Raw genomic sequence first — 23,939 nt, forward strand, 5'->3', positions numbered from 1 at the left:
CCTCTGCAAGACAGGGAATGTCATGAGGGCTGATTGTGGCCGATTTCCTATAGTGTTGCGAGTTAACTCTTTGTCATGCGGCACTCTGTGGCCGCGCGGCGATCAGGTTGCGCAGGGTCATGATGGTGGAGGCATCGGCGACACCGTCGACGCGCTCGGGTCTGAAATGCCGCTGGAAGGCGGAAACCACCTTTTCCGTGTCCTCGTCGAAGACACCGCTGATCTTCACTCCATAGCCGTACATGACGAGCATCGCCTGCATGGCCTCGATGGGCATGCCCTGGTCGCCGCGCGAGAAGAAACGGCCGTCGCTCATGGCCGCCGGGGCAACCCAGTGGCCGACGCCCGCCTCGTGCAGGCGCCGCCAGGGGAAAAGCTCGCCCGGATCGACCTTGCGGCCGGGGGCGACATCGGAATGGCCGAGCACGCGGGTTGCCGGAATGCGCCAGCGGGTGACGATATCCTTGGCCAGGGCCGCGACGCTTTCGATCTGCGCGTCGGGATAGGGAGGCAGGCCGCCGGGATGTCCGGGATTGGCGATCTCGACGCCGATAGAGCAGGAATTGATGTCCGTTTCGCCGTCCCAAGAGGAGAGGCCGGCATGCCAAGCCCGACGCATCTCCGGCACGAGCTGGAGAACGCGTCCGTCGCCGAACACGAAGTAATGGGCGGAAACCTGCGACACCGGATTGCACAGCCACTGCAGGGCCTCGCCCTCGTCCGGCATGCCCGTGTAGTGGAGCACGAGCATGCTGGGGCGCCGGCCGTCCTTGCGCTCCCCATGATTGGGCGACGGAAACACCTTGCTGGCGATCGGGCTCTCCGGCGACAGAGCGCTCATGCCGTCACCTGAGGTTCCGCTCGGCGGCGATGCGCTCCCAGGCAGCGTTGATGGTGGCCACGCGCTCCGTTGCGATCTTCACGGCTTCGGGCGGTAGGCCGCGGGCGATCTCCCGGTCGGGATGGTTCTCGGCCACGAGCCTGCGGTAGTGCCGCTTCAGTTCCTCGTCGCTCATGCTCCGGTCGGCGTCGAGGATCAGGTAGGGATCGTCCGGGCGCCTGACGTGACGGGCGGCGACGCGCTCGAAATCCTTATCCGAGAAGGCGAAGATCGTGGCCACCTCCTTTAGGTAGGCGTACTCCGCCTCATGGATAGCCTCGTCCGCCTTGGCGATGTGGAACAGGCCGTCGAGCACGTCCTCGAGCAGGGCAGGCTCTTCCTTGAAGGCGTCGCCGAGCTGGCGGGCATAGGCCTCGAAACCGTCGGAGGTCTGCATGGCGAGGTTGAACAGGCGTTCCACCTTGTCGTGCTCGCTCTCCGGCACCTCGACGATCTGCTCGAAGGCCCTGACCTCGACATCGACCACGACGCCGTCCGCCTTCGCCATTTTGGCAGCGAGCGCCACGAGGCCCATGGTGAAAAGCACGTCGCGCGGCGACTTCCCGAAGGGAGCGCCCTCGCGATCAATGAGAACGTGGCCGGCCACACCACCCAGGAGAGCACCGATCGGTCCGCCCAGCGCGAGCCCGATGCCGGCACCACCCAATTTACCCCAAATCGACTGAATCATCGTGGGACTAGTCGTACGCTCAAGTGCGGGCAAAAGGAAAGGGGCCGGAAATGCCCCGACCCCTTAAATTCAATCCCGGATGCGCGATCAGCGGCAGTAGACGTTGCCGTAGACGTCCTGGTAGGTGCCGTACGGGCAAGCCGGACGAGCCGGAGCCGTCGAGGCGCCGACGATCGCGCCACCGGCAGCACCGATGGCCGCACCCGCCAGAGCGCCGCTTCCACGACCCGTGGCTGCACCGCCAATGGCCGCACCAGCAAGGCCGCCGATTGCAGCGCCGCCGACTGCGCGCTCGCCGGGGGTGTTGCAGGCTGCCATCGAGAGGGTGAGGGCACCGGCGGCAATGGCTGTCATGATCTTCTTCATGGAGGCTTCCCTGTTGTTGAGCGGGCTATAGGCTGCCCATTCCTGTTTAGCTTGACCTTACGCTGTCGCCAACTCCCGGCCAGGGAAAGAGTTCCTCCCTATTGCGGATAAGCTGTCGAAAAAATTTCAAACTTGCCGGAGGCTGGAAGCGGGCCTTCAAAGCCATGGCCTGCAGAGGGAACACGGTCAGGCTTGAACGTATTCTGAACAAATATGCGGCTTCCAGTGCCTCATCTTCGCCTTATTTGGCCGTCACCGACCGCGCCTCTCGATTTGTGGCCGCTGGAGTATCGGTTGACTTGGCAACATCTGCTCAGAACCCTCGCAGTTGCGTTTCTCGGCGCGGCGGCGCTGACCCTGGCCGCGGAAGCCCGGGCTGAAGGAGGAAGCGCGGATAGCGTCATTTCCCCCGACAAGGCGGAGGAGTTCCTGCGCGCTGCGGCCGCCGAGGCCGCAGCCGTGGCGGAGGACGACGCTGCCGAAGCGGCCGATGCCCAGAAGGCCGCGAAGGCTGCCAAGGGAACGGACAAGAGGAAGCCGAAGGACGACGCTGTCGCGGCCAAGGCTGACAAGCCTCTGGATGGCAAATCCCAGCCTGGCCATTCCAAGCAGGTAGGCCAAGCCGCCGCCCGATCCGAGGACGAGGAGCCCAGCAACGAGACCGCGTCTCTTCCTTCGACGCGGGTGGACGCCAGGCTGAAGCTCCGGCAATCCGACGCCATGCGCGCCGGAACCCTCAAGCCGCTCATCACCCGCTATGCGTCGGACAATGGCTTGCCCTATGAACTGGCCGATGCCGTCGTCCGGCTCGAGAGCCGCTACAATGCCGGCGCCCGCAACGGCCCGAACATGGGCCTGACCCAGATTAATTTCCGCACCGCGCAATCGCTCGGCTATGAGGGCCCGGCTGCGGGCCTTCTCGATGCGGAAACGAATCTCCGCTACGGTCTGAAGTATCTCGCCAAGGCCTACAAGCTCGCCGGCGGCGATATCTGCGGCACCATCCTGCGCTATCAGTTCGGCCACCGGACGCAGACCATGACGGGCGCTTCGCGCGCCTATTGCGCCAGGGTGAAGGTGATTACGGCTGCTGCGGAGTAAGCCTGCCCTTGACGGGAAGGGGCGTTTGGCTCCACATCCCCATCGTCAGCTGGCCGGGCGGCCGCTTCGAGCTTGGCTCGGGGAGGAAAGTCCGGGCTCCATGGAAGCAAGGTGCCGGATAACGTCCGGCGGGGGAAACCCCAGGGAAAGTGCCACAGAGAGCAGACCGCCCCGCATGGCGGGGTAAGGGTGAAAGGGTGTGGTAAGAGCGCACCGCGGACGCAGCAATGCGAACGGCAAGGTAAACCCCACCAGGAGCAAAACCGAATAGGGACGACAGGCGTTCGCGCCAGGCCTGCTTCCAGGCTCGTCGTCCGGGTTGGTTGCTTGAGGCGGTCAGCAATGACCGTCCCAGAGGAATGGTCGCCACGTCCAAGGTCTTAGACTTTGGGCCCTACAGAACCCGGCTTACAGGCCGGCTGACCCCATCTTTCCACAGGCCTGAATTTTGCAAGAAAGCGGAGCAAACCGTTGCTCCGCTTACGATTCATTAACTGTAAATACGTCTCATGGAGAGTGCATGCCACGAAGCGTGTCCTCCATCTCCGTTCCGTTGACGCCCATAGTATCCCATGTTATCCCAAATCATCCCGTCGACGGTGTCTCCTGAAGGGGGCGTCAAGCACTCAAGAAATGCTGGCGCTCTGCTTTTGGAAGTAGCGTCACCACCGACTGCGGGTGGCGGATCCTCAAGATCCGCCCGGGGGCTGACAATCAGGAGCGTGCGAGCTGCGGCCAATGAACCGCTTCGTGTCCAATTTCACCAACAAGTTGGATTCGAAGGGTCGCGTCTCGATCCCCGCATCCTTCCGGGCCGTGTTGGCCAGGGACGGATTCGAGGGGCTCTACGTGCATCCGGCGCTGGACGCGCAGGCATTGGATGCAGGCGGCAACGTGCTTCTGAACGAGATCGATGCGTTCTTGTCGACGCTGTCGCCCTATTCGGACGAGCGGGATCAATTGTCGACGGCGTTGTTCGGGACAAGCGAGATTCTGAAAGTCGATCCGGAGGGGCGTGTCATCCTGACGGATACGGTAAAAGTGCATGCCGGGCTCGGCGATACGGTGACGTTCGTCGGACTCGGTCACAAGTTCCAGATTTGGGAGCCCGAGCGCTTCCGTGCGCACTTGGAGGAGGCGCGCACGAAGGTCCGAGACCTGAAGAGAGCGTTGGGAAGCCGAGTTTTGGAGCCAAGGTCAGTGCAGAATACCTCACCAGGAGTGCGGGAACGATGATGGGACGCGGCGACGGCCCAGGAGCCGGAGCCGCTGGCGGACCGTCCCGTCACGTTCCTGTTCTCCTGGAGGAGGTTGGCACAGCGCTCGATGTGACGCGCGGCGGCGCTTTCGTCGACGGCACGTTCGGCGCGGGCGGATATACGCGCGCCATCCTCGATGGACACCCCCAGAACAAGGTGATCGCCATCGACCGCGATCCCGATGCGATTGCGGGCGGAGCGTCCCTTGCGGCCAAATTCAAGAAGCGCCTGATGCTCGTTCCCGGCCGCTTCGGCGATCTCGACGAGGTCGCGCGCGCGCAGGGTTTTGAGAGCGTCGACGGTGTCGTGCTCGACATCGGCGTGTCGTCGATGCAGCTCGATCAGGCCGAGCGCGGCTTCTCGTTCCGCAACGAGGGCCCACTCGACATGCGAATGGAACAGAGCGGTCCGAGCGCGGCCGATCTCGTCAATGAATCCTCCGAGGCGGAACTCGCCGACATCTTCTATCATTACGGCGAGGAGCGGCGCGCCCGCGCGGTCGCGCGCGCCGTCATCGAGATGCGGCGTCGCCAGCCGTTCGAAACCACGCGTCAGCTGGCCGATCTCGTCGCCTCGCTGATCCGCCAGGAGCCGGGCGGCATTCATCCGGCCACCCGTGTGTTTCAGGGGCTGCGCATCGCGGTCAATGACGAACTCGGCGAGCTGGTGCGCGCGCTGCACGCAGCCGAGCGCATTCTGAAGCCCGGCGGCCGTCTCGTGGTCGTCACGTTCCATTCGCTCGAAGACCGCATCGTGAAGCAGTTCTTCGCGGCCCGCACGGGCCGCGCGGCCACCGGTTCCCGTCACCTGCCGACGGCCGCCGCACCCGAGCCCACTTTCGATGCGATCACGAGAGGTCCTGTGGGGCCGAGCGAGCAGGAAATGGCGCGCAATCCGCGGGCGCGCTCTGCGAAGCTCCGGGCTGGCGCGCGCACGGAAACGCCGCCGCAGGAGCCCTTGAGCGCCATCACCATGCTGGCCGAGCTGCCGCAGACGGCTGAAAAACGGGGAGGGCGCCGATGATCCGGCTGCTCCATATCATCGCGATCTCTGCTCTCATCGCATCGGCAGGCTATGCCTATTCGATCAAGTACGACACGCTCTATTATGCCGAGCAGGTGGCGAAGCTGAAATCCAAGCTGCAGCGCGAGCGCGAGGCCATCGCGGTGCTGCAGGCGGAATGGCAGTATCTCGACCGCCCTGACCGGCTTCAGGAAGCGGCCGACAAGCATCTCGACCTCCAGCCCCTGAAGATCCAGCAGCTCGCGCGCTTGTCCGACCTGCCGAATCGTCCCTCGCGTGAGGACGAGATCGGCCGCAAGCTGGAAGCGCTCGGGCTCCTTGGGCCGACATCGACGCCGAAGGACAAGAATTCGGACGCCCGCACCCCGACGACCCAAACCCCGAAACGGTGAGCCTCGTGTTGCAAGAGCCCCAAACCGAATGGCAGGGTAAGAGCCTCCACAATGGAGCATCGGACCCGGAAGTGGACACCACTTTCGGGGCCGATCCCATGCTCGCGCCTTTGAGCGGTGCATCGCCGGATGCGGAAAGCCGGAGCCGTTTCGCCACGCCGCGCGTGAAGCGCGGCGTGCTCGGCCACGCGCGAGAGCTGTTTCGACTGCGCCACGACAAGAGCACGTCGCGGGTGGGGCTTGCGGCTGCATGCTTCGTCGGCCTGTTCAGCCTCATCGGCGGCCGCCTGGTTTATCTTGCGGTCACGAGCGAGAACACGAGCGAAGTGCGCCGCGCGGCGTCATCTGAGATTTCCGCGGCCCGTCCCGACATCGTTGATCGCAACGGCGAGATTCTTGCCACCGACGTGAAGATGGTCTCCGTCTTCGCCGAGCCGCGCAACATCGTCGACAAGGATGAGGCGGTCGAACTCCTGACCGCCGTGCTGCCCGATCTCGACGCGACGGACCTGCGCAACAAGCTCAGCACCAGGAAGGGCTTCGTCTGGGTCAAGCGCGAGATCACGCCGCGCCAGCAGGCGGAAGTGCATCGCCTGGGTATTCCCGGCATCGGCTTCCTGCCGGAGAACAAGCGCGTCTATCCGAATGCGGAGGCAGCCGCACACGTGCTCGGCTTCGCCAACGTGGACAATGTGGGCATCGCCGGCATCGAGAAATACATCGACAGCATGGGCCTGCAGGACCTCAACGGCGCGGGTTTCAACATCTCCGCGGCCGATCTGAAGCCGATCCAGCTGTCTCTCGATCTGCGCGTGCAGCATGCGCTGCGCGACGAGCTTGCCAAGGGCATGGCGAAGTTCAAGGCCAAGGCGACCGCCGGTGCGGTCCTGGATGTGAATACGGGCGAGATCATCGCTCTCGTGTCATTGCCCGACTACGATCCCAACAATCCGGTCGATGCGCTCGACAAGGATCGGATCAACCGCATCAATGTCGGCGTGTTCGAGATGGGTTCGACCTTCAAGGCGCTCACCGTCGCAATGGCGCTCGATTCCGGCAAGTACAACATCAACTCGACCTTCGATGCGCGCTCCGGCTTGCGCTACGGCCGCTTCACCATCGGCGACTATCACCCGACCCGGCGCGTTCTGACGATGCCGGAAGTGTTCGTGCACTCCTCGAACATCGGCACGGCGCGCATGGCGCTCGGCATCGGCGTCGAAGGGCACAAAGCCTTCCTGCGCAAGATGGGCCAGCTCTCACGTCTCGAGACCGAACTGCCGGAAAGCGCTCTGCCGATCATTCCGCCCAAGTGGGGCGAGCTGAATACGATTACCATCGCCTTCGGTCACGGACTCGCCGTGGCGCCGCTTCAGGCTCTCTCCGCCGTCGGCGCGCTGGTGAATGGCGGTATCATGATCAAGCCGACATTCCTGAAGCGCACCGAAGCGGAGGCGCGCCAGAACGCGCTGCAGGTTCTCAAGCCCGAGACAAGCGAGGCGATGCGCTATATCATGCGCCTCAACGCCTCGACTCCTGAAGGCTCGGCAGGATCGGCCTCCGTGGCGGGCTTCTTCGTCGGCGGAAAGACCGGCACCGCCGAGAAGGTGATCAACGGCCGCTATGCCAAGAACAAGAACTTCACGACCTTCACGGCCGTGGTGCCGGCCGACAAGCCGAAATACGTGTTCCTCACCATCATGGACGAGCCGCAGGCGGTGGAAGGAACCTATGGCTTCTCGACCGCGGGCTGGAATGCCGGCCCGGTGACCGGCAACGTGATCGAGCGCGTGGCCCCGCTGCTCGGCGTGCCGCCCCGCTTCGAGCCGCCGGCACAGCCGTTCCCGCTCATGTCGCGCCTCGGCGCCTGGGGCAGCAACCGATGAGCGCACGTAGCATGCCTCTTGGCGATCTGATGCCCGAAGCGCAGGGGCATGAAGATGCCCCTCCTGTTTCGAAGATCGCCTCCGACAGCCGCAAGGTGGAGCGGGGCACCCTGTTCTTTGCGGTGCCGGGCACGAAGGTGGACGGCATGAGCTTCGTGCCGCAGGCCGTTGCGGCCGGAGCGGTTGCCGTTGCCGGCGAAGCGGAGCGACCGTCCGATCTGCCAGGTCATGTCGCCTATGTTCAGGTCGGCGATGTCCGCCGGGCGCTCGCTCTTGCGGCTGCACGATTCTATCCGAAGCAGCCGGAGAAGGTCGTCGCCGTCACGGGAACGAGCGGCAAGAGTTCGGTGGCCGATTTCACGCGCCAGCTATTCGCTCATCTGGGCTACAAATCCGCCAGCGTGGGAACGCTTGGCATCATCACGTCGGATGGCGCGGCCTATGGCTCCCTGACGACGCCGGATCCGATCTCCCTGCACGAGAGCTTCGATCGCTTGGCGAACGACGGCATTACGCGCCTTGCCATGGAGGCCTCCTCGCACGGCATCGACCAGCGCCGTCTCGACGGTGTGCGTCTGCAGGCTGCAGGGTTTACCAATCTCGGCCGTGATCACCTCGATTATCACGCCACGACCGAGGCCTATGCCAAGGCGAAGATGCGGCTGTTCGATACCCTGCTGCCCGGCGATGCGCCCGCCATCATCAATGCGGACGGCCCTTATGCGGACGTGTTTCTGAACGGCGTCCGCAATCGCGGCCTGAAGCTTTTCACAACCGGCCGCATGGGCGAGACCCTTCACCTCGTCGAAGCTCGTGCCGAGGGGTTCACGCAGGCGTTGACGGTCGAGGCATTCGGGAAAACCGTTCGGACCACGCTGCCGCTGCTTGGGGCCTTCCAGGTCGAGAATGCTCTCGTCGCCGCAGGCCTCGTTCTCGCCGTCGAAGGCGAGGGGAGGGCAGCCGAGGTGCTTGAGGGCTTCATGACCCTGAAAGGCGTCTCAGGCCGTCTGGAGCAGGTGGGCGAGGTGGATGGAGCCATCTGCATCGTCGATTATGCTCACAAGCCCGATGCGCTGGCTCACGTGCTTGATGCCCTGCGCCCCTTCGTGAAGGGACGCCTCGTCTGCGTCGTCGGCTGCGGCGGCGACAGGGATCGGGGAAAACGTCCGCTCATGGGACGCATCGCCTCGGACAAGGCGGATCTTGTCATCGTCACGGACGATAATCCTCGCTCCGAAGATCCGGCTGCGATCCGCGCCGAAGTCATGACAGGTGCTCCCGGCGCCCGCGAGATCGGAGATCGCGCCGAGGCGATCCGCACGGCCGTGAAAGAGCTTCGTGAAGGCGATATTCTAGTCGTGGCGGGCAAAGGTCATGAAACGGGCCAAATCATCGGCGACCGGACCCTGCCGTTCTCGGACCACGACGAGGTCCGGGCGGCCATTGCGGAGAGGCAGGGATGAATTCGCCCCTTTGGACAAAAGACGCGATCGCAGCCGCCACCGGCGCCCGCCTCGGCGGCGGCTTCGTGCGGGCGACGGGTGCGTCCATCGATACGCGCACCCTAGAGCCGGGCGATCTCTACTTCGCCATCAAGGGCGATGTGCATGACGGCCACGATTTCGTTGCGGCCGCCCTGGAGAAGGGCGCTGCGGCTGTAGTCGTGTCCGAGGAAAAGGCTCCTGCCCTTAACGATTCCGACAGGCTCATCGTCGTGCCGGACGTGCTCGAGGCGATGCGGCAGATGGGACGCGCCGCGCGCAAACGCACGGATGCGAAGATCGTCGCGATCACCGGCTCCGTCGGCAAGACCGGCACGAAGGAGGCCATGCGGCTCGCCCTGTCTCGCCAGGGAGCGACCCATGCCTCTGTGGCCTCGTACAACAATCATTGGGGTGTGCCGCTGACGCTTGCCCGCATGCCGCGCGAGACCGCCTTCGGCGTGTTCGAGATCGGCATGAATCATGCCCACGAGATTCTGCCCCTGACGGGCATGGTCCGCCCGCATGTGGCGGTCATCACCACGGTCGAGCCGGTCCATATCGAGTTCTTTCCTTCGCTCTGGGGCATCGCCGATGCCAAAGGCGAGATCTTCTCCGGCCTTGAACCCGGCGGAACGGCGGTGATCAGCCGCGACAATGCCTATTTCGAGCGCATGCGCGCCCATGCCGCCGCGTCCGCCGCAGGCCGTGTGATCACCTTCGGTGAGCACGAGGCAGCGGACATTCGCGCTCACCGCATCATCGTGAAACCCGAACACTCGATCGTGGACGCCACGGTCTTCGGCCAGCCCCTGACCTACAAGATCGGCACGGCGGGCCGGCATATCGCACTCAATACCCTGAGCGTGCTTGCGGCCTCCCATGCGATCGGGGCCGATCTCGCGCTCGTGGCGCTGTCCTTCGCCGAATTGAAGCCCCCGGTCGGGCGCGGCGAGCGGACCGTCCTCGCGGTCGGCGAGGGCGAGGCCCTGCTGATCGATGAGAGCTACAACGCCAATCCGGCCTCCATGCGCGCAGCGCTCGCCAATCTCGGCGCCGTCGAACTCGGCCGTGGGGCGCGGAGGATCGTTGTTCTGGGAGACATGAAGGAGCTGGGCGAGACGGGCCCGCGCCTGCACGCGGAGCTCGCAGAGGCGATCGAGGCCAACAGGATCGACATGCTGTTCGCGGCCGGCCCCCTGATGCGGAACCTCGTGGATGCCTTGCCGAAGGCCAAGGTCGCGGTCCATGCGGAAACCTCCGCCGAGCTGACCGATGCCGTCTGCGCGGCGGTTCGCCCCGGCGATGCCATCACTGTCAAGGGCTCGCTCAGCATGAAGATGGCGCTGCTTGTCAAAGCCCTGAAAGAACGTTACGGCGCGCGCTCGACGGCCCACGCGCTGAAAGGATGATCGATGTTGACCTGGTTGGCTGAGCTCAGCCCCTATTTCAGCCCCCTCAATATCTTCCGCTACATCACGTTCCGCACCGGCGGCGCGACGGCGACGGGTTTGCTGATCGTCTTCCTGTTCGGCCCGTGGATGATCTCGCTCCTGCGCCTGCGCCAGGGCAAGGGGCAGCCGATCCGCGAGGACGGGCCGCAATCGCATCTCTTGACCAAGCGCGGCACGCCCACGATGGGTGGCCTGATGATCCTGGCAGGCGTGCTGATCTCGACCTTGCTCTGGGCAAACCTCGAAAATCACTATGTCTGGGTCGTGCTGTTCGTCACCGTGGGCTTCGGCGCCATCGGGTTCTACGACGATTACCTGAAAGTGACGAAGCAGTCGCACAAGGGCTTCTCCGGCCGTTCCCGCTTGGCCATCGAGGCACTGATCGCAGCCGTCGCCTGCATCGCCATCTCCTACATGGCGACGCCGGGCCTCGCCAACAAACTGGCGCTGCCGTTCTCGAAGGACCTGATCTTCAATCTCGGCTGGTTCTACATCGTCTTCGCCGGTTTCGTGATCGTGGGGGCCGGAAATGCGGTGAACATCACCGACGGCCTCGATGGGTTGGCCATCGTGCCGGTCATGATCGCGGCCGGCACCTTCGGCTTCATCGCCTATCTGTCGGGCAACGCGGTATTTTCCAATTACCTGCAGATCCATTTCGTGCCCGGCACCGGCGAGCTCGCGGTGATCTGCGGCGCCCTCATCGGCGCGGGCCTCGGCTTCCTCTGGTTCAACGCGCCTCCGGCCCAGATCTTCATGGGTGATACGGGCTCGCTCGCCCTCGGCGGTCTTCTCGGCACCATCGCGGTGGCGGCCAAGCACGAGTTCGTTCTCGCCATCGTCGGCGGCCTCTTCGTGCTGGAGATCATGTCCGTGATCATCCAGGTCACGTCGTTCAAGCTCACCGGCAAGCGCGTCTTCAAGATGGCGCCGATCCACCACCATTTCGAGCAGCTGGGATGGACCGAGCCCCAGGTGGTGATCCGGTTCTGGATCATCGCGGTCGTGCTGGCGCTCACCGGCCTCGCCACCCTCAAGCTGCGGTAGCGCGCATGATCCCGGTCACCACTTTCGCAGGCAAAACGGTTGCTCTCTTCGGCCTCGGCGGATCAGGGATGGCGACGGCGCTTGCTCTGAAGGAGGGCGGGGCGCATGTGATCGCCTGCGACGACAATGCGGCGAAGATGGCCGAGGCCAATGCGAAGGGGATCGAGACCGCCGATCTGCGGAATGCCGACTGGTCCCGGTTCGCGTCCTTCATCCTCTCGCCCGGCGTGCCGCTGACCCATCCCGAGCCGCATTGGTCGGCAAAGCTCGCCCGTGCGGCCGGCGTCGAGATCATCGGCGATATCGAGCTGTTCTGCCGCGAGCGGGCGAAGCGCGCACCCAATGCGCCCTTTGTCGCCATCACCGGCACGAACGGCAAGTCGACCACGACGGCGCTCATCGCGCATATCCTGCGCGAGGCTGGCCGCGACGTGCAGATGGGCGGCAATATCGGTACGGCGATCCTCTCACTGGAGCCGCCCTCCGGCGGCCGTATCCACGTGATCGAGTGCTCGTCGTTCCAGATCGATCTCACGCCCTCGCTCGCGCCCACCATCGGCGTTCATCTCAATCTCTCGCCCGACCATCTCGACCGGCACGGGACGATGGAGGATTACGCAGCAATCAAGCGGCGGCTGGTGGCGAAGGCAGGGCTCGCGGTCATCGGCGTCGACGACCCGCCGAGCCGTGAGATCGCCGATGCATGCCAGGCAAACGGCGTGAACGTCGCTCGCATTTCGGTCGAGCCGCTTGGCGTGAAAGGTGTCTTCGCGGACGGCGAAACGCTTGTCGGGGTGACGGCGTCGGATGCCGCTCCCATCGCCAACCTGTCGGGCATCGGCTCTCTGCGCGGCGCCCACAATGCCCAGAACGCCGCCGCGGCTGTTGCCGTCGCCCTAGCCCTGGACGTTTCTCCCGAGACGATCCGCACCGGCCTCCACACCTTCCCCGGCCTGCCGCATCGCATGGAAGAGGTCGGCCGCATCGGCTCTGCTCTCTTCATCAACGATTCCAAGGCAACCAACGCGGATTCCACCGAGAAGGCGCTGAAGTCCTTCGACGGCATTTTCTGGATTCTCGGCGGAAAGGCGAAGGAAGGCGGCATTGAGCCGCTGACATCCTATTTCCCGAAGATCCGTAGGGCCTACCTCATCGGCGCGGCTGCGGACGAATTCGCCGGGACGCTCGGGAGCGAGGTTCCGCATGTCCGGTCCGGCACTCTCGACAAGGCAGTGGCACAGGCGGCGGCGGATGCGCAGGCGCTGGGCGGCCCGGCCGTCGTGCTGCTGTCGCCGGCCTGCGCGTCCTACGATCAGTTTGCGAATTACGAAGTGCGCGGAAACCATTTCCGCGATCTGGTCCGGGCACTGCCCGGCCTCGAAGCCAAGGGGGCTTGAAGATGGTGTCGCGCGCGGAACGCTCGGCTTTCGGCGACTGGTGGTGGACGGTCGACCGCCTGCTTCTCGCAGGTCTCGCCATCCTGATGCTGGCAGGTCTCGTCTTCCTCATGGCCGGCGGCCCGCCCGTCGCGGAGCGCCTCGGCCTCTCCACGTTCCACTTCGTGAACCGGCAGGTGATGTTCCTCGTCCCGGCGCTCGCTATCATGATCCCGGTCTCGTTCCTGTCCCTGCGCCACATCCGGCGCCTGGCGCTGCTGGTCTACGCCGTCGCCATGGTGCTGATCCTGCTGGCGTTTCAATACGGCCCCGAGATCAAGGGCGCCCATCGCTGGATCATGATCGGTCCGCTCGGCCTGCAGCCGTCGGAGTTCGTCAAGCCCGCCTTCGTGGTGCTGTCGGCCTGGGCCTTCTCGGAAGGCGCGCGGCGCAAGGACGTGCCGGGCACGCTGCTGGCTTTCCTGCTTCTGCCCTCCACCATCATCCCGCTCATCCTCCAGCCCGATTTCGGGCAGACCATGCTGGTCACCATCGTGTGGTGCGGCCTGTTCTTCATCGCCGGCCTGCACTGGTTCTGGGTGATGGGCCTCGGTGGTGCCGGACTTGTGGGAATCGTGGCGGCCTATGAGTTCCTGCCGCACGTGCGTGCGCGCATCGAGCGCTTCCTCGACAAGGATTCCGGCGACACCTTCCAGGTGGACACGGCAATGGAATCCTTCTCGCGGGGCGGCTGGCTCGGGCGCGGTCCGGGCGAAGGCACGGTCAAGCGTATCCTGCCCGATGCCCACACGGACTTCATCTTCGCCGTCACGGCGGAAGAATTCGGCATCGTCGTCTGCATCGCGCTGCTGGTGGTCTTCGCCTTCATCGTGCTGCGCGGCCTCTCGCTCGCCCGGCGCAGCGAGGACACGTTCTGCCGCCTCGCGGCCACGGGCCTCATCTTCATGTTCGGCCTTCAGGCCTGCATCAACATGATGGTGAACGTGCACCTCATGCCGGCGAAGGGCATGACGCTGCCCTTCATTTCCTATGGCGGCTCGTCGCTGCTCTCGCTCGCGCTCGGCATGGGCTTCCTCATCGCGCTCACGCGGCGGCGCCCGCGCGCCGAGATGATGGACCACTACGGCCAGGATCGGGCGCATTGATGGGCGTTCCTCTCATCCTCCTGACCGCCGGCGGCACCGGCGGTCATCTCTTTCCAGCCGAAGCACTGGCGAATGCCTTGAAGGCGTCGGGCGCGAAGGTGGCGCTTGCCACCGACAAGCGCGCCAATGCCTATGCAGGTTCTTTCCCGGCGGATGAGATCGTCGAGATCCCGTCCGCGACCCCGTCCGGCCGCTCGCTGCCGCAGATGGCGAAGGCGGCTCTGCTGCTGGGGCAGGGGACCCTCAAGGCCGCATCCCTCATCCGGCAGATGAAGCCTGCCGTCGTCGTAGGCTTCGGCGGTTACCCCACCGTGCCGCCGGTATTGGCAGCCTCCTTCCTCAAGGTGCCGACGGTGATTCATGAGGCGAACGGCGTGATGGGGCGCGCGAACCGCCTGCTCGCCCGCCGCGCCACCGCGATCGCGACGGGTTTTGCCGACATCAAGGGGATTCCGGCGCATGTGCCCGGAAAGCTCATCCACACGGGCAATCCGATCCGTCCCGCCGTGTTGGAGGCCGCGAAGCAGCCCAATGCGGCCCTTGAGCCAAACGGAAAGCTTCGTCTCCTCGTGGTCGGCGGCAGCCAGGGCGCCCGGGTGATGAGCGATGTGGTGCCACCGGCGATCGAACTCCTGCCGCCGGATCTGAGGGCACGCCTGGTTGTCACTCAGCAGTCCAGAGGCGAGGACCTGGAGCGGGTCCGCGACCATTACCGGAAACTGGGTGTGGCATTCGAGGCCGAGCCTTTCTTCAAGGACCTGCCGAACCGGTTGGCCCAGGCCCATCTCGTGATCTCCCGGTCCGGCGCCTCCACGGTCGCGGAGCTTGCGGTGATCGGCCGTCCCTCGATCCTGGTTCCACTGCCGGGCTCCCTCGACCAGGACCAGGCGGCCAACGCCAAAACCCTGGGCGATCTCGGCGCTGCCATCGTTTGTCCGCAATCGGAATTCACCTCTGAGAGGCTGGCGAACGAGATTCAGCTCATTTTTCAAGAGCCTGACCGCTTGACCAAAGCCGCCGCCGCTGCACATAGGGCCAGCATCACGGATGCGGCTGAGCGTCTGGCCCAGGCCGTTCTCGCCCTCATTCATTCGAACAATAATGGAAAAACCTCATGAAACTGCCGCCGAAGCTTGGACCCATTCACTTCATCGGCATCGGCGGCATCGGCATGTCGGGTATCGCCGAGGTCATGCACAATCTGGGCTACACGGTGCAGGGCTCGGACGCGGCCGACAACTACAACGTGAGGCGCTTAGCCGATAAGGGCATCAAGACCTTCATCGGCCACAAGGCCGAGAATGTGGACGATGCGGAAATCGTCGTGGTCTCGACCGCGATCAAGCGCGACAACCCGGAACTGATCGTCGCCCGCGAGAAGCGCCTGCCGGTCGTGCGCCGTGCCGAGATGCTGGCCGAGCTCATGCGCTTCAAGTCCTGCGTCGCGGTAGCGGGCACCCACGGCAAGACCACCACGACGTCCCTCGTCGCAACCCTTCTCGATGCCGGTGGGCTCGACCCGACCGTCATCAACGGCGGCATCATCAATGCCTACGGCACCAATGCCCGCATGGGCGATGGCCAGTGGATGGTTGTGGAGGCTGACGAGTCCGACGGCACCTTCCTGAAGCTTCCGGCCGATGTGGCGATCGTCACCAACATCGACGCCGAGCATCTCGACCATTTCGGCACATACGACGCGATCAAGGACGCCTTTCATTCCTTCATCAACTCGATTCCGTTCTACGGCTTCGCCGTGATGTGCATCGACCATCCGACCGTGCAGGATCTCGTGGGCCGCATCGAGGATCGCCGCATCATCACCTACGGCGAGAACCCGCAGGCCGACGTGCGTCTGATGGACGTGGATTCCCGCGGCGGCCAGAATCGCTTCCGCGTCATGATCCGTGACCGTCGCCCGGGTTTCCGCCTCGAACTCGAAGACCTCGTTCTGCCGATGCCGGGTGCGCATAACGCGCTCAACGCCACCGCTGCGATCGCGGTTGCGCACGAACTCGGTGTCGCACCGGACGCGATCCGCAAGGCACTCGGCGGCTTCGGCGGCGTGAAGCGCCGCTTCACCCGCACGGGCGACTGGAACGGCGTCACGGTGTTCGACGATTACGGCCATCATCCCATCGAGATCGCGGCCGTGCTGAAAGCCGCACGCGCCTCGACGGACGGGCAGGTCATCGCCGTGGTGCAGCCGCACCGCTACACGCGTCTGTCCGCCCTCTTCGATCAGTTCTGCACCTGCTTCAACGATGCGGACGCGGTCATCGTCGCGCCGGTCTATGCGGCGGGCGAGCAGCCGATCCCGGGCGCCGACCGAGACAGCCTCGTCTCGGGGCTCAAGGCCCGCGGGCACCGCAACGTGATGGCGCTTGAAAAGTCCGAGGAACTCGCGGGCTTCGTGAAGGGAATCGCGCAGCCGGGCGATTACGTGATCTGCCTCGGCGCCGGCAACATCACCCAATGGGCCTATGCACTGCCGGGCGAACTCGAGGCGCTGGGCGAGAAGGCGGCCTGATGTTTGCCGATATCGTCCCCGATCTGAAAGCCGGCATGCCCGAGTTGCGCGGCAGGCTGGAGGCGAATGCGCCGACGGCACCTCTGTCCTGGTTCCGCACGGGCGGTCCGGCGCAGGTGCTGTTCACGCCGGTCGACGTGGACGATCTCGCCTACTTCCTGCAGCGCCTCGACCGCAATGTACCGGTTCTCGTCGTAGGCCTGGGCTCCAACCTGCTCATCCGCGATGGCGGATGGGAGGGGGGCCTGGTTCGCTTGGGAAAAGGGTTTGCCGAAGTGGCGGTGGAGCCGGGCCTGCGCGTGCGCGCCGGCGCCGGCGCTCCCGACGTGAAGGTCGCGCGCGCGGCGGCGGAGGCCGGCATTGCGGGCTTGTCCTTCCTGCGCGGCATTCCCGGCGCCGTCGGTGGTGCATTGCGCATGAACGGCGGCGCCTATGGCGGCGAGACGAAGGATGTGCTCGTCGAGGCCAAGGGGGTCACGCGCACCGGTGAACCGGTGAGTTTCACCAATGCCCAGATGGGCTTCACCTACCGCCATTCGAGCGTGCCGGACGACGTGATCTTCACGGAAGCGCTGTTCGAGGGCCGTGAAGGCGATCCCGCCGAGATCCTGGCCGAGATGAACGCCATCACCGAGGCGCGCTCCTCGACACAGCCGGTCAATACCCGCACGGGCGGCTCCACCTTCAAGAACCCTCCGGGCACGAAGGCTTGGGAACTGGTCGATGCCGCGGGGTGCCGGGGACTTCGCATGGGCGATGCCCAGGTCTCCGAGATGCACTGCAATTTCCTGATCAACCACGGCTCCGCCTCCGCTGCCGATATCGAAGGCCTGGGAGAAGAGGTGCGCCGCCGCGTTCGCGAGATGTCGGGCGTGGAGCTCGAATGGGAAATCAAGCGGGTCGGGATCGCGAAGGCCTGATTCGAATCATTTTCAATTCCCGGTGTCGCCGGGGCGCATGACGGGAGAGACCCATGGCGAAGCACGTTGCCGTTCTCTATGGCGGCTGGTCGGCGGAGCGCGAAGTGAGCCTGGCTTCGGGTCGGGCCTGCTGCAAGGCCCTGGAGGAGCAGGGTTACAAGGTCACTCCCATCGACGTGCAGCCCGACATCGCCACCGTTCTGCAGGCCGTTGCGCCGGATGCGGTGTTCAACGCGCTCCATGGCCGGGTGGGCGAGGACGGAACGATCCAGGGTCTGCTCGAAGTCTTAAGAATTCCCTATACCCATTCCGGTGTCCTCGCCTCGGCGCTCGCCATGCAGAAGGACAAGGCCAAAATGGTCATGGCGGCTGCGGGCGTGTCGGTGCCCAAGGGGCAGGTCGTTAACCGTTTGGAGGCGGCGAAAAGTCACGTTCTTCCCGCGCCCTATGTCATCAAGCCGGTGAACGAAGGCTCGTCGGTGGGCGTCATCATCGTCCGCGAGGACCGGTCCCATCCGCCCCAGGAGCTCACTCGCGAGGACTGGACCTTCGGCGAGCAAGTGCTTGTAGAATCATACGTTGCGGGCCGGGAACTCACCTGCGCGGTCATGGGCGACAGGGCGCTCGGGGTCATCGACATCCAGCCCGCCACCGGGGTCTTCTACGATTATGATGCGAAATATGTGAAGGGGGGCTCCATTCACGTCCTCCCGGCAGAAATTAAACCGAATATTTACCAAAAGGTCCAAGAGTTGGCGTTAACGGCGCATCAAGCGCTCGGCTGCCGGGGAATCAGCCGCGCCGACTTAAGGTACGACGACACTCCTGGAGGAACAGGAGAGCTCGTCGTTCTCGAGGTCAACACGCAACCCGGCATGACCGAGACGAGCTTGGTGCCAGAACTGGCAGCCCACGCGGGCTATTCGTTTGGCGAGCTTGTGCAATGGATGGTGGAGGACGCTACCTGCAACCGATGACGGCCTACCCGGCCGGATACGCGGTTGCGCGCTCTGCCCCCAGGAGCCGGGGAGCGGGCGCCGCCCACTTCAGGAATCCTTCCCGAATCAAGAAACTCTTCGGCACCTCGCGCAGCGTGCGCCGGCGCTCCGCTGGCGCTCCGCTCGAGCAGCGCCTTCCGCGCTTTCTCGGAACGGGCTTAGCACTCGGTTTCTTCGGCGTCGTCGTCGGCTTCGGCCTCTGGCAGGGCGGCCATATCGACGGCTTCATCCGTGACTACGGCGAGCCGCATCATGCGCTGGCACGGGCGGTCGGTCTCGGTCTCGATCAGGTGACGATCTCCGGCATCTCGCAAATGGGCGAGAACGAGGTTCTCGCGGCAGCCGGCATCAATTCCAAGCAGTCACTGGCCTTCCTCGACGTGAACGATCTGCGCGAGCGCCTCGAGCGCGTTCCAATGATCAAGTCGGCCACCGTGCGCAAGCTCTATCCGAACGAGCTCGTCATCACGCTCGCCGAGCGCGAGGCGCACGGAATCTGGCAGAACAACGGCGAATTGTTCGTGATCGCCGCCGACGGCACGGTGATCGACCTGATGCAGGACGAGCGCTATCTCGATCTCCCGTTCGTGGTAGGCGAGGGTGCCAATACCCGCAGCAAGGATTATCTCGCGCTGCTCGAGGCTGCAGGCCCGCTCAAGAACCGCATCCGTGCGGGCACTCTCGTGGCCGGGCGGCGCTGGACGCTCAAGATGGACAACGGCATAGACGTGCGCCTGCCGGAACTCGGGGCCACTGATGCGCTGGCCCGTCTCGTGAAGCTCGAACACGAGCAGAAGATTCTGGAAAAGGACGTGCTGGCGATCGATCTGCGCATGGCTGATCGCGTCGTCGTCCGCTTGACGGAAGAGGCAGCCCTGGCCCGCGCCGAGGCCCTCAAGAAAAAACCAATGCGCGGCAAGGGGGTCGATACATGAGTCTCTCGGGTCACGGTTTGACGCCCCGCTTGAAGCCGCTTTCCGCGCGCAAGAGCGCCATCCTCTCGGTCCTGGACGTGGGCACGAGCAAGGTCGTCTGCGTCGTGGCGGAATTGAAGCCGGCCGACGAGGTCGAGGCGCTGCGCAGCCGCACCCATGTGGCGCGTATTCTCGGCATCGGCCACCAGCGCTCCACGGGCCTCAAGGGCGGCGTGGTCGTCGATCTGGAAGCGGCCGAAAGCGCGATCCGTCAGGCGGTTCACGCCGCCGAACGCATGGCGAAGGTCGAAATCCAGTCGGTGATCGTCAATCTCACCGGCGGCCGTCTCGCCTCCGAGCATTTCGAAGCGCATATCCCCGTGCGCGGCGCGGTCAGCTCGGGCGACGTTCATCGCGTGCTCGATGCTGCATCCAGCTACGACCTGCGTCGCGGCAGAACCGTGCTTCACGCTCTGCCCACCGGCTTCTCGCTCGACCAGCAGAACCACATCGTCGATCCGGCCGGCATGATCGGCGAGCGCCTCGGTGCGGATCTGCATGTGGTCACGTCCGAAGCGGCGGCCGCGCGCAATCTCATGCTCGCGGTGGAGCGCTGCCATCTCGGCGTCGAAGCCGTGATCGCAACGCCCTATGCGGCGGGTCTCTCCGCGCTGGTCGACGATGAGGCCGACATGGGCTGCGCGGTGGTCGACATGGGCGGCGGCACCACGAGCGTCGGCATCTTCTCCAACGGGCATCTGGTGCATACCGATGCCATCGCCGTCGGCGGTCACCACGTGACCATGGACATCGCGCGCGGTCTCACGACCCGCGTGTCCGCGGCCGAACGGCTCAAGACTCTCTACGGCTCCGCCATCACATCGAGTGCGGATGACCGGGACATGATCGCGGTGCCGCAGGTCGATGAGGACGAACGGGACGTTCCGAATCATCTGCCGAAGTCGCACCTCGTTCGGATCATCAAGCCGCGGGTCGAGGAAGTTCTCGAACTCGTGCGCGACCGGTTGAAAGGCGCGGGCTTTGCGGCCCAGGCCGGACGGCGGGTCGTGCTGACGGGCGGTGCAAGCCAGCTCGTCGGGCTGCCGGAAACGGCGCGCCGCATCTTGCAGGGCCAGGTTCGTGTCGGGCGTCCGCTCGGCATCAAGGGTCTGCCTGAAGCGGCAAAGGGCCCTGCCTTTTCGGCAGTGGTCGGCCTCCTGGTTTATCCGCAGGTGGCTCATATCGAGTATTTCGAGCCGCGTACCAGCGGCTTGTTTCAGAGTACGGGAACCGACGGCTACTTCTCGCGGGTGGGCCGTTGGATTCGCGAGAGTTTTTAATACGAGTAACGCGTTGGCGCGGCGGGCCATCGTGAAGAGTTCAAGTCAACAAGGGTTAGCGTCCGCCAAACGCTTATCGGTATAAAGGCCAGAAGAGGCACAGGTCATGGCAATGAATCTGCAAACTCCGGACATCCGGGAACTCAAGCCGCACATCACGGTTTTCGGCGTCGGCGGTGCCGGCGGAAATGCCGTGAACAACATGATTGAATCCGGTCTGGAGGGCGTCGAGTTCGTGGTGTCGAACACCGACGCGCAGGCTCTGGCCTCCTCCAAGGCTCAGCGCGTGATTCAGATGGGCATCCAGGTCACGGAAGGCCTCGGCGCCGGCTCGCAGCCGGAAGTCGGCCGCGCGGCTGCCGAAGAGGTGATCGACGAAATCCGCGATCAGCTCGCCGGCTCGCACATGGTGTTCATCACCGCCGGCATGGGCGGTGGCACCGGCACGGGTGCAGCCCCGGTCGTGGCCCGCGCTGCCCGCGAACTCGGTATACTGACCGTTGGCGTCGTGACGAAGCCGTTCCAGTTCGAAGGCGTGCGTCGCATGCGTCTGGCGGAATCCGGCATCAACGAACTGCAGCAGGCGGTCGACACGCTCATCGTGATCCCGAACCAGAACCTGTTCCGTGTCGCCACGGAGAAGACGACCTTCGCGGACGCCTTCGCCATGGCCGACCAGGTGCTCTATTCCGGCGTTGCCTGCATCACCGACCTGATGGTGAAGGAAGGCCTCATCAACCTCGACTTCGCCGACGTGCGCTCCGTCATGCGCGGCATGGGCAAGGCCATGATGGGCACAGGCGAGGCTTCCGGTGAGAAGCGCGCCATCCGTGCCGCCGAGGCGGCCATCGCGAACCCGCTCCTCGACGATGTGTCGATGAAGGGCGCGCGCGGCCTGCTCATCTCGATCACGGGCGGCAATGACCTCACCCTCTACGAGCTCGACGAAGCAGCGACCCGCATCCGCGAGGAAGTGGACCAGGATGCCAACATCATCCTCGGCGCGACCTTCGACGAGAGCCTGGAAGGGATCATCCGCGTCTCCGTCGTGGCGACCGGCATCGACCACGCCATGCTGGAGAAGGGCGGAGACCTGACTGCCACCGAGCAGCGCATCTCCGAGGTTGCCGAGCGCCTGCGTGCCGAGGCGCGCGCCCGCGCCACGTCCACTCAGCCTGCGCCGAACTTTCGCTCTGCCGCCCAAGCCGAATCGGTGAAGGCGGCTCCGATCCTGAACCAGGGTGCGTCCGTTCTGGCTTCGGCCCCCGTTGCGGCTCCGGCTCCCGTCGCCGCGGCCCAGCCGATCGAGTCCGCTCCGCAGCCCGTGATTCGCGACGACGTGGTCCTCACGCCGGCTCAGCCCCGTCAGGCGGTGGCCTACGAGGCTCCGGCTCCCCAGCAGCCTGTCTATGAGGAACCGGTGGAGCAGGGCGCCTTCATCCCGCCGCAGGCGGAGCGCGCCATGCGTCCGGCCCGGATGCCGCGGATCGACGAACTGCCGATGCCGGCGCAGAATCAGATCCGCGCCAGCCGCGGCGAGGAGCCTGCTCACGAGCATAAGCCGTCGCTGATCCAGCGACTTGCGACCATCGGCTTCGGCCGTCGTGAGGAGCCTCATCACGCCCCGGCCGAGCCACGCCAGGAGGCGTCGCGCCAGCCCATGTCCTCGGTCCATGCCGAGTATGCCCGCCGGCCCATGCCGCCCCAGGCTCAGCGTCCTCCGCAGGCCCCGATGGCTCCGGCTCCCCGGGCCCAGTCGGAAGACGACCAGCTGGAGATTCCCGCCTTCCTGCGTCGCCAGGCCAACTGATTTGATCTGACGCCGCCGTCACGGGTGTTACAAAAGGCCCCCAGCCCGTTTACGGCTGGGGGCCTTCTTCGTTAAAAATGTATTAACATCAATGACTTGCGAGTTATCCAAATTGTAACACAAAGTAAGAAAGCGTGATTTGGCCTAGCCTGACAGCGGTACTAAGGTGCCTCCACATTAAAGGGGCAGCGCTAATGAGAAGCCTGCCGGTCGGAAGAACAATGCAGCAAATGCAACTTCCCCGGCGAAATAGGCTCAGTTTGGCGACAAGGGTAGTTGAGGTTCAGGAATAATGAAGCAAAGCCAGCAAACCACGCTTCGCGCCGCCGTGACCCTCGTTGGGACCGGAGTCCATTCCGGGGATGAAGTGAAGATGATCCTTCATCCGGCTGAAGCGAACCATGGCATTGCTTTCCTGCGCACCGGCCTGCCGGGCGGCCTGGACCGACTGATCGACGCTCGGCATCTGGCGGTCACCGCCACCGAGCTCTGCACGGTGATTGGCGACCGCGACACAGGCGCGGTCGCCACCATCGAGCACCTCATGGCGGCCCTGACCGGTCTCGGCATCGACAACGTGCTGGTCGAGATCGACGGTCCCGAGGTTCCGATCCTGGACGGCAGCTCGGCTCCCTTCATCGATGCCATCGATCAGGTCGGCATCGCCATTCAGGGCGCCACCCGCCGATATCTCAAGGTGCTCAAGCCCGTCCGCATCACGCAGGGCAAAGCGTTTGCCGAACTCCTTCCCAACGACCGCGCCTTCCGTCTGGACGTGGAGATCGATTTCCCCACCCCGGTGATCGGCCGCCAGCGCAAGGCCGTCGACCTTTCGCCCTCCGTGTTCCGCCGTGAAATCTCCCGCGCCCGCACCTTCGGCTTCATGCGCGACGTGGAAAAGCTCTGGAGCGCCGGCTTCGCCCTCGGCGCCTCCCTCGAGAACACGGTCGCCATCGGCGACGACGGCATCATGAACCCCGAAGGCCTGCGCTATGCGGACGAGTTCGTCCGTCACAAGCTGCTCGATGCGGTCGGCGATCTGTCCCTCGCGGGGCTGCCCCTGCTCGGCACCTACCGCTCCTATTGCGGCGGGCACCGCATGAATTTCTCGGTGCTCGAGGCCCTGTTCTCGCAGCGCTCCAACTACGCCATCGTGGACGCGGTTCCCCGCCGCGAGACGGGCTATGCCGATATCGGCAGCGTGGCGGCTTCGGTTCTCGCCCCCGAGATGCATTAAGGCGGCTTCCTGCGGACCAATATTTCCGCTATAGGCAGCAAGCGCCCATTGGCCGCATGATTTCATGC

Annotated in this window: 21 protein-coding genes and 1 other RNA gene; 19 read left to right on the plus strand and 3 right to left on the minus strand. The window is 64.8% G+C overall.

All coding sequences use genetic code 11. The annotated features are described in order from the left end of the window. Positions 1–73: 73 nt before the first annotated feature. The 3 genes from KHP60_RS00915 to KHP60_RS00925 form a co-directional block, all read right to left on the minus strand. Positions 74–841: an N-acetylmuramoyl-L-alanine amidase gene (locus KHP60_RS00915; RefSeq protein ID WP_213561653.1), complete on the minus strand. Its 768-nt coding sequence runs from the start codon at positions 839–841 to the stop codon at positions 74–76. A gap of 4 nt (positions 842–845) precedes the next feature. Then, complete coding sequence (locus KHP60_RS00920) at positions 846–1,571, minus strand: TerB family tellurite resistance protein (RefSeq protein WP_213561654.1); 726 nt, start codon at positions 1,569–1,571, stop codon at positions 846–848. Between the two features lie 87 nt (positions 1,572–1,658). Then, positions 1,659–1,937: a glycine zipper domain-containing protein gene (locus KHP60_RS00925; RefSeq protein WP_213561655.1), complete on the minus strand. Its 279-nt coding sequence runs from the start codon at positions 1,935–1,937 to the stop codon at positions 1,659–1,661. A 294-nt stretch (positions 1,938–2,231) separates the two neighbouring features. Between KHP60_RS00925 and KHP60_RS00930 the strand changes: the two genes are divergently transcribed. The 19 genes from KHP60_RS00930 (at position 2,232) to lpxC (ending at position 23,871) form a co-directional block, all read left to right on the plus strand. After that, positions 2,232–3,038, plus strand: a complete 807-nt coding sequence (locus tag KHP60_RS00930; protein ID WP_213561656.1) for a lytic transglycosylase domain-containing protein — start codon at positions 2,232–2,234, stop codon at positions 3,036–3,038. 45 nt (positions 3,039–3,083) lie between these two features. After that, an RNA gene (rnpB, locus tag KHP60_RS00935) (RNase P RNA component class A) lies at positions 3,084–3,465 on the plus strand. A 311-nt stretch (positions 3,466–3,776) separates the two neighbouring features. Continuing rightward, positions 3,777–4,274 (plus strand): division/cell wall cluster transcriptional repressor MraZ, encoded by a 498-nt coding sequence (gene mraZ, locus KHP60_RS00940; RefSeq protein ID WP_213561657.1) that lies wholly within the window; start codon positions 3,777–3,779, stop codon positions 4,272–4,274. Continuing rightward, positions 4,271–5,320, plus strand: coding sequence for a 16S rRNA (cytosine(1402)-N(4))-methyltransferase RsmH (gene rsmH, locus KHP60_RS00945; protein ID WP_213561658.1), 1,050 nt, complete (start codon positions 4,271–4,273; stop codon positions 5,318–5,320). The genes mraZ and rsmH overlap by 4 nt, the downstream gene beginning before the upstream one ends. Further along, positions 5,317–5,712, plus strand: coding sequence for a hypothetical protein (locus tag KHP60_RS00950; protein WP_213561659.1), 396 nt, complete (start codon positions 5,317–5,319; stop codon positions 5,710–5,712). The genes rsmH and KHP60_RS00950 overlap by 4 nt, the downstream gene beginning before the upstream one ends. A 98-nt stretch (positions 5,713–5,810) precedes the next feature. Beyond that, positions 5,811–7,598, plus strand: a complete 1,788-nt coding sequence (locus tag KHP60_RS00955) for a penicillin-binding protein 2 (RefSeq protein WP_249688415.1) — start codon at positions 5,811–5,813, stop codon at positions 7,596–7,598. After that, positions 7,595–9,061: a UDP-N-acetylmuramoyl-L-alanyl-D-glutamate--2,6-diaminopimelate ligase gene (locus KHP60_RS00960; protein ID WP_213561661.1), complete on the plus strand. Its 1,467-nt coding sequence runs from the start codon at positions 7,595–7,597 to the stop codon at positions 9,059–9,061. The genes KHP60_RS00955 and KHP60_RS00960 overlap by 4 nt, the downstream gene beginning before the upstream one ends. Next, positions 9,058–10,491: a UDP-N-acetylmuramoylalanyl-D-glutamyl-2,6-diaminopimelate--D-alanyl-D-alanine ligase gene (locus tag KHP60_RS00965; RefSeq protein WP_213561662.1), complete on the plus strand. Its 1,434-nt coding sequence runs from the start codon at positions 9,058–9,060 to the stop codon at positions 10,489–10,491. Before KHP60_RS00960 ends, KHP60_RS00965 begins: the two co-directional genes overlap by 4 nt. A gap of 3 nt (positions 10,492–10,494) precedes the next feature. Next, positions 10,495–11,580, plus strand: a complete 1,086-nt coding sequence (mraY, locus tag KHP60_RS00970) for a phospho-N-acetylmuramoyl-pentapeptide-transferase (RefSeq protein WP_152709915.1) — start codon at positions 10,495–10,497, stop codon at positions 11,578–11,580. Between the two features lie 5 nt (positions 11,581–11,585). Then, positions 11,586–12,977: a UDP-N-acetylmuramoyl-L-alanine--D-glutamate ligase gene (murD, locus tag KHP60_RS00975; protein WP_213561663.1), complete on the plus strand. Its 1,392-nt coding sequence runs from the start codon at positions 11,586–11,588 to the stop codon at positions 12,975–12,977. Positions 12,978–12,979: 2 nt separating this feature from the next. Beyond that, positions 12,980–14,122 (plus strand): FtsW/RodA/SpoVE family cell cycle protein, encoded by a 1,143-nt coding sequence (locus KHP60_RS00980; protein ID WP_213561664.1) that lies wholly within the window; start codon positions 12,980–12,982, stop codon positions 14,120–14,122. Then, positions 14,122–15,240 (plus strand): undecaprenyldiphospho-muramoylpentapeptide beta-N-acetylglucosaminyltransferase, encoded by a 1,119-nt coding sequence (gene murG / locus KHP60_RS00985; RefSeq protein ID WP_213561665.1) that lies wholly within the window; start codon positions 14,122–14,124, stop codon positions 15,238–15,240. The genes KHP60_RS00980 and murG overlap by 1 nt, the downstream gene beginning before the upstream one ends. Further along, positions 15,237–16,652 carry a UDP-N-acetylmuramate--L-alanine ligase gene (murC, locus tag KHP60_RS00990; RefSeq protein WP_213561666.1) on the plus strand — a complete coding sequence of 472 codons (1,416 nt, stop codon included), beginning with the start codon at positions 15,237–15,239 and terminating at the stop codon, positions 16,650–16,652. The genes murG and murC overlap by 4 nt, the downstream gene beginning before the upstream one ends. Then, positions 16,652–17,572: a UDP-N-acetylmuramate dehydrogenase gene (gene murB / locus KHP60_RS00995; protein WP_409366242.1), complete on the plus strand. Its 921-nt coding sequence runs from the start codon at positions 16,652–16,654 to the stop codon at positions 17,570–17,572. The genes murC and murB overlap by 1 nt, the downstream gene beginning before the upstream one ends. Positions 17,573–17,625: 53 nt before the next feature. Next, positions 17,626–18,549, plus strand: coding sequence for a D-alanine--D-alanine ligase (locus KHP60_RS01000; RefSeq protein WP_213561667.1), 924 nt, complete (start codon positions 17,626–17,628; stop codon positions 18,547–18,549). Then, entirely contained in the window at positions 18,516–19,505 is a 990-nt protein-coding gene (locus KHP60_RS01005; protein WP_213561668.1) for a cell division protein FtsQ/DivIB, read from the plus strand. Before KHP60_RS01000 ends, KHP60_RS01005 begins: the two co-directional genes overlap by 34 nt. After that, entirely contained in the window at positions 19,502–20,824 is a 1,323-nt protein-coding gene (gene ftsA, locus KHP60_RS01010; RefSeq protein ID WP_213561669.1) for a cell division protein FtsA, read from the plus strand. The genes KHP60_RS01005 and ftsA overlap by 4 nt, the downstream gene beginning before the upstream one ends. Positions 20,825–20,930: 106 nt before the next feature. Further along, positions 20,931–22,634 carry a cell division protein FtsZ gene (gene ftsZ / locus KHP60_RS01015; protein ID WP_213561670.1) on the plus strand — a complete coding sequence of 568 codons (1,704 nt, stop codon included), beginning with the start codon at positions 20,931–20,933 and terminating at the stop codon, positions 22,632–22,634. A gap of 292 nt (positions 22,635–22,926) precedes the next feature. Next, complete coding sequence (gene lpxC / locus KHP60_RS01020) at positions 22,927–23,871, plus strand: UDP-3-O-acyl-N-acetylglucosamine deacetylase (protein ID WP_213561671.1); 945 nt, start codon at positions 22,927–22,929, stop codon at positions 23,869–23,871. The last annotated feature ends 68 nt before the right edge of the window (positions 23,872–23,939 follow it).

Origin of the sequence: Microvirga sp. 3-52 (assembly GCF_018383585.1) — a bacterium.
Taxonomy (GTDB): Bacteria; Pseudomonadota; Alphaproteobacteria; order Rhizobiales; family Beijerinckiaceae; genus Microvirga.

Bases quoted from the DNA above. Each gene is read 5' to 3' on its own strand.
- KHP60_RS00915 (WP_213561653.1), bottom strand. From the start codon at position 841: ATGAGCGCTCTGTCGCCGGAGAGCCCGATCGCCAGCAAGGTGTTTCCG.
- KHP60_RS00920 (WP_213561654.1), bottom strand. From the start codon at position 1,571: ATGATTCAGTCGATTTGGGGTAAATTGGGTGGTGCCGGCATCGGGCTC.
- KHP60_RS00925 (WP_213561655.1), bottom strand. From the start codon at position 1,937: ATGAAGAAGATCATGACAGCCATTGCCGCCGGTGCCCTCACCCTCTCG.
- mraZ (WP_213561657.1), top strand. From the start codon at position 3,777: ATGAACCGCTTCGTGTCCAATTTCACCAACAAGTTGGATTCGAAGGGT.
- rsmH (WP_213561658.1), top strand. From the start codon at position 4,271: ATGATGGGACGCGGCGACGGCCCAGGAGCCGGAGCCGCTGGCGGACCG.
- KHP60_RS00950 (WP_213561659.1), top strand. From the start codon at position 5,317: ATGATCCGGCTGCTCCATATCATCGCGATCTCTGCTCTCATCGCATCG.
- KHP60_RS00955 (WP_249688415.1), top strand. From the start codon at position 5,811: ATGCTCGCGCCTTTGAGCGGTGCATCGCCGGATGCGGAAAGCCGGAGC.
- KHP60_RS00960 (WP_213561661.1), top strand. From the start codon at position 7,595: ATGAGCGCACGTAGCATGCCTCTTGGCGATCTGATGCCCGAAGCGCAG.
- KHP60_RS00965 (WP_213561662.1), top strand. From the start codon at position 9,058: ATGAATTCGCCCCTTTGGACAAAAGACGCGATCGCAGCCGCCACCGGC.
- mraY (WP_152709915.1), top strand. From the start codon at position 10,495: ATGTTGACCTGGTTGGCTGAGCTCAGCCCCTATTTCAGCCCCCTCAAT.
- murD (WP_213561663.1), top strand. From the start codon at position 11,586: ATGATCCCGGTCACCACTTTCGCAGGCAAAACGGTTGCTCTCTTCGGC.
- KHP60_RS00980 (WP_213561664.1), top strand. From the start codon at position 12,980: ATGGTGTCGCGCGCGGAACGCTCGGCTTTCGGCGACTGGTGGTGGACG.
- murG (WP_213561665.1), top strand. From the start codon at position 14,122: ATGGGCGTTCCTCTCATCCTCCTGACCGCCGGCGGCACCGGCGGTCAT.
- murC (WP_213561666.1), top strand. From the start codon at position 15,237: ATGAAACTGCCGCCGAAGCTTGGACCCATTCACTTCATCGGCATCGGC.
- murB (WP_409366242.1), top strand. From the start codon at position 16,652: ATGTTTGCCGATATCGTCCCCGATCTGAAAGCCGGCATGCCCGAGTTG.
- KHP60_RS01000 (WP_213561667.1), top strand. From the start codon at position 17,626: ATGGCGAAGCACGTTGCCGTTCTCTATGGCGGCTGGTCGGCGGAGCGC.
- KHP60_RS01005 (WP_213561668.1), top strand. From the start codon at position 18,516: ATGGATGGTGGAGGACGCTACCTGCAACCGATGACGGCCTACCCGGCC.
- ftsA (WP_213561669.1), top strand. From the start codon at position 19,502: ATGAGTCTCTCGGGTCACGGTTTGACGCCCCGCTTGAAGCCGCTTTCC.
- ftsZ (WP_213561670.1), top strand. From the start codon at position 20,931: ATGGCAATGAATCTGCAAACTCCGGACATCCGGGAACTCAAGCCGCAC.
- lpxC (WP_213561671.1), top strand. From the start codon at position 22,927: ATGAAGCAAAGCCAGCAAACCACGCTTCGCGCCGCCGTGACCCTCGTT.